At 57.2% G+C, this 4,654-nt stretch carries 3 protein-coding genes and 1 pseudogene; 1 reads left to right on the forward strand and 3 read right to left on the reverse strand.

What is annotated here, in order from left to right; all coding sequences use genetic code 11:
* Positions 1–1,174, forward strand: a pseudogene (locus ACBR42_RS16830) (hypothetical protein); the annotation flags it as partial.
* Positions 1,175–1,382: 208 nt separating this feature from the next.
* Here the strand turns inward: ACBR42_RS16830 and ACBR42_RS16835 are convergent.
* The 3 genes from ACBR42_RS16835 to ACBR42_RS16845 all read right to left on the reverse strand — a co-directional run bounded on the left by ACBR42_RS16835 (position 1,383) and on the right by ACBR42_RS16845 (position 4,416).
* Positions 1,383–2,066, reverse strand: coding sequence for a YoaK family protein (locus ACBR42_RS16835; protein ID WP_371208793.1), 684 nt, complete (start codon positions 2,064–2,066; stop codon positions 1,383–1,385).
* A complete protein-coding gene (locus ACBR42_RS16840) occupies positions 2,066–3,328 on the reverse strand; it encodes a cation:proton antiporter (RefSeq protein WP_371208794.1) in 1,263 nt (420 codons plus the stop codon). Before ACBR42_RS16840 ends, ACBR42_RS16835 begins: the two co-directional genes overlap by 1 nt.
* A 596-nt stretch (positions 3,329–3,924) precedes the next feature.
* Entirely contained in the window at positions 3,925–4,416 is a 492-nt protein-coding gene (locus ACBR42_RS16845; RefSeq protein WP_371208795.1) for a hypothetical protein, read from the reverse strand.
* Positions 4,417–4,654 lie beyond the last annotated feature (238 nt).

The following is a 4,654-nucleotide window of genomic DNA, read 5'->3' on the forward strand; positions in this document are numbered from 1 at the left end:
AAATGGCGGATGCTCGACGGCCGGAACCGCCTGCCGGACGTCATCAGCGGGGTTGAGTTCCGCGACGGCGTACGCCACCTTCAAGCTGCCGCCTGATCAAGCGTCACCAACTTTCGCGCATACCTCGCCATTGCTATGCGGCATGTATGTGGATCGTAAGCTCGGCGGGATTCAGGCTGTCCAGACGCTTTCGCGCCTGAACCGCTGCTATCCGGGCAAGGACATGACCTTCGTGGTCGACTTCGAGAATGATCCCGAAGACATCCTCAAGGCTTTCCAGCAATATTACACGAAGGCCGAACTAGCAGATCTCAGTGATCCGAACTGTGTGGTGAACCTGCGCCACAAACTGGACGATGCCGGGCTGTACGATCAGCCTGAAGTGGATCGGGTGGCTCATATCCTCGCAAACCCCAAAGCGTCACAGCAGCAGCTTGATGCGGCCATTGTGCCGGTCAGTTCTCGTGTGCTGGGCCGCTATCGTGAGGCGCGGAAAATCATTCAGGACGAACCGGAAGGCTCACAGGAAAGGAAGGAAGCGAAGGAGCGCATTGACGGACTGGTTCAGTTCCGGAGTGATCTGGCATCTTACGTGCGGATGTATGAGTTTTTCAGTCAGATGCTGAACTACGGCAATCCGGATTATGAAAAACTGTACCTGTTCGCGAAAATGCTCTGGCCGCTGCTGAAGTTCGACCGTGAGCGTGAGACCATCGACACCACGACTTTGCGTCTGACGCATCACCGTATGAAGGACCTTGGCAAGCAGAAGCTTGGACTGAAGAACGAAGCCGGTGATGGGCTGGAGCCGATAAAGGAAGCCGGTTCGGGGCAACCGCAGAACAAAGTGAAGGTGCAGCTTTCCCGCATCATTGAGGCGATCAATGATCTGTTCCAAGGCGATCTGACGGATGGTGACAAGGTGGCGTTTGTCACAGGACTGGAAACCAAGCTAGCAGAATCAGAAAAACTGCGGGAGCAGGCAAAAGCCAACACAAAGGATCAGTTCGCCAACTCACCTGATCTTCAGGAAGAGGGGCTGAATGCTACCATCGAACTGATGGAGGCGCATGAAAAGATGGGCAAACAGATGCTGAACGATAACTCGCTGTTGCGTGCCGTTATTGCCGCTATCGTGAAGCAGGGTGGGCTATGGGAGGGGATGCAGGAATAACGATAGCCTACAACGAGCTAAGAACCGAGAATTTTTATGTTTCCGACTGTCCGCTTTCTGGACAAAGAAACAGGGTTTGATACGTCTGACATGAGGCGGAAGCCGAATATCGGCTGTCAGGCATGAAAACCTGACCTGACCGAGAGGCAGATCCGCATCCATAAACGAAGACGTCCCGCGCCTGATCCGGACCCGCCGGAACAGGTGTTTAATTATCGTCCTGCCCGGCGCGCTCCGTTTTCCAGATATCCCGGTACAGAAAGACAAGGAACGGGACGGGCCACAGGAACGGAAAACTGCCGTGCAGGGCCAGACCCGTAGCGGCGGCCATCACGCCAGCCAGAAAAGCCCCCCATGAAAGCAGCGGCAGGAAAATGCTTCCTGCGACAGGGCGAGCATTCCTGTTCGGCGCAATCCATGACGCCACCCATTCCGCAATTCCCGATGCGGCTTTCAGCAGGTTTGTCGTCACGACGATCGTGGGCATGGGCGTGCCGGAGAATTTCGCGATCGTTTCGCCCTGAACGGCCAGCAGTGCTGGAAGCACGAGAAACTCGCCCCAGTAGCGTAGGGAAGATCCATGAACGATCTGCGCCAGAACCATGAAGATTGTCATCACCATGACACCATAAGCTGGCGACCATAACAGGCGCATCAGGCTGGCCAGAATGGCGGCAAGGAAAAATACGCCCAGCACACCGACCAGAAGCAGGCCGTGCTGCCAGTTCCCACTGATAAATGATGCGCCCATATGGGTGGTATTGCCTGTCATCCCGCCGGCAAAAATGCCGCCCAGATCAACAAAACTCAGCGCATCCACATAGCCTGCGACAAGCCCGAGAATGAGAACCCGCCGGGCGGAAATCGAGACCGGGAGAATGGAGGAGGGCATTATTGCGACCGGGAGGCGATTGACGGATAGAGCCTGCGGGCGACCCGCTCCATGGTCAGACCCTGCACGATGATGGTGAACACCACGACACCGTAACAGACAGGCAGCAGCAGGTCGCGCAGGTCTCCGGGTGGCAGGCCAAGCGCCAGAGAAACCGAGATGCCGCCACGCAGGCCGCCCCATGTCAGGATGCCGAGGGCACGGCCCTGCTCCCACTGCCGGAGATGAACCGGCAGGGTGGAGAACAGCACGCTCAATGCTCGCACGGCAATGGACAGCGGGATCACGGCAAGCGTCGCCAGAACCGTAAACAGATGTGGCGTGATCTCCAGTATTTCAAAGCCGATGAGCATGAACAGCAGGACGTTCAGCACTTCGTCAATGAGCGTCCATGCAATGTCGAGTTCCTTGCGGGATACTTCATCGAAAATGGAATGGCTGTAGCTGGTCCCGAAGCAGAGACCGGCCACGACGACGGCAATCGCACCAGACATGCCCAACTGATTGGCGATGCTGAAGGTTCCGGTCGCCAGAGCCAGCGAGGTCAGCAGATCGATATGTGGGTCTCGCTGCCCTTTGAGCACACGAAGCGCGATCCACCCGGTTACGGCCCCAAGAAGACCACCACCGAGCGCTTCACGGCAGAAACTCAGGGCGATCTCCGAGGCGGTTACACCCTGACTGTCCCCGGTCGCCAGGCCGATCGTCACACCGAAAATGACGACGCCCACCCCATCATTGAACAGGCTTTCTCCCGCGAAAACGGCTTGGAGCGGTCCCGGCAGGCCCAGACGTTTCAGCATCCCCACAACCGAAACCGGGTCTGTCGGGGCGAGGATAGCGCCGAGCACGATGCACCACGTAAAGGGAACGGCGTGCCCCAGCAGCGGGAAAACACACCACGCCGCGACTGCCAGAAACGCCACCGCCAGAACGGTTCCCAGAATGGAGAGAGCGGTCACAGACATCAGCTTTGCCCGCAGATGGCTGACATCGACCTGCATGGCTCCGGCAAAGAGGAGCAGCGACAGGGCGCCGTTCAGAAGTGCCGCGGGCAGATTGATCGCGCCGAGCACAGATCGCGGGAGAGCCTGAAGATCACAGGACGGTATCAACGGATTCAGGATCATGACCAGAAGGGAGGTCAGCAATGAAAAGACCAGAACGCCGATCGTGACAGGAACATGCAATGTGTGGTGGTTGAGAATGCTGAAGCCTGCCGAGAGGGTCAGGAGCAGGGCAAGAAGACTGATCGTATCCATGGCCTCACCGCTGGCCGGTCTGGCTCCTTACGTCAAGGAAAACCGAAAATGGTCCGCTATTCGAGAAGCTTAACCGGGCAGTGAATGGCAAAAATGAGGCGAAACCCGCCTATGTGTCTTTGCCTCACGCGAGCAGGCTGTAGCTGGCCTTTAAGGCCGGCTACAGCCGAAGTGATTTCTCACCACCTTCCTGTGTTGCCCGTGCAGATTGCGGTGTGCCCACGGGGCGACGGCAATCAGTCCACTCTTTTATAGACCGTGACACGATCATTCGAACCCGCGTGCTGTGGCGTCCAGCCATATATCATCGTGTATTGTCGTGTCAGGGCATCATAGAGGGTAGCCCGGACCGCATGATTTTCCCCGGGAACTTCTTCTCCGCCGGTTATGATATATGCCGGTTTTTGGGACAGGACTGTGTTCATTTCCTTTACCGGATCCATACCTGTGGAGCGTGATTCCTTCTCAAGTGAAAAATGGGATGGGAAGGGATGATCCGTCAGATGGCAGTAGGGCAGGTCATCGTAGAGCGACACCGGCCCCTTGTAGATGAAGAAGCATCCGTCCCTGCCATAGGCGATCTTCTTTTCCAGTGTCTAGAACAGGGCGCTGTTGCCTTCGCTTCCGAGGTGCCTGGTTATCATGAACTGCCCCCAGATGATGCCCGTGCCACACATGAGGTACAGCATGACCTTGCCGGTGCCCTTGCAGAATAGCGGGGCGGTCTCGATCGACAGCGGCACGAAAACCGGCAGGACATAATGAATATACCAGGTGCCGAAGACCGCGACGGCGGCAATGGCGACCAGGGTCCACATGTTCAGGAAACCGATTTCTGGCGCCTTGCCGCGCGGACGCGGGATGCCAGACGCGTGCGCCAGCAGGAGTGCCGCGGCAAACGGGGCCGTCACCAGCAGGATCCTGGAGCCCCTGTGAAGCAGAACATGCGGATCTTCCGGGGCACGGCCGAATACCGACAGGATATTCGCGTAGATCCATTCATGCCCGTGACCGATCACGGCATAGAACAGGTAGACCGCAACGGTCGGGGCAAGGGCCACACTGATCCACACCAGAGCATTCAGCATTGTGCGGTACAGACCATCTCTTGATGTGATGGAGAGATACAGCAGATAGACCCCGGCAAATATCCCTTCGAAGATGACGGTGTATTTTATCTGTATTGCCAGCCCGAAGAGGGTAAGCTCCCGGCGACTGACGCCTTGCTGAATACTTCTGGCCTGGTTCAGCTATGAAGCATGAACGATTTAAGAGATAGGGACGCGGTACTACCTGCGAGTGTCGCAGGTAGTACCGCAGAGAGGC

This window comes from Komagataeibacter sp. SM21, from assembly GCF_041402665.1.
GTDB lineage: Bacteria > Pseudomonadota > Alphaproteobacteria > Acetobacterales > Acetobacteraceae > Komagataeibacter > Komagataeibacter saccharivorans.

Bases quoted from the DNA above. Each gene is read 5' to 3' on its own strand.
- ACBR42_RS16835 (WP_371208793.1), bottom strand. From the start codon at position 2,066: ATGCCCTCCTCCATTCTCCCGGTCTCGATTTCCGCCCGGCGGGTTCTC.
- ACBR42_RS16840 (WP_371208794.1), bottom strand. From the start codon at position 3,328: ATGGATACGATCAGTCTTCTTGCCCTGCTCCTGACCCTCTCGGCAGGC.
- ACBR42_RS16845 (WP_371208795.1), bottom strand. From the start codon at position 4,416: ATGCTGAATGCTCTGGTGTGGATCAGTGTGGCCCTTGCCCCGACCGTT.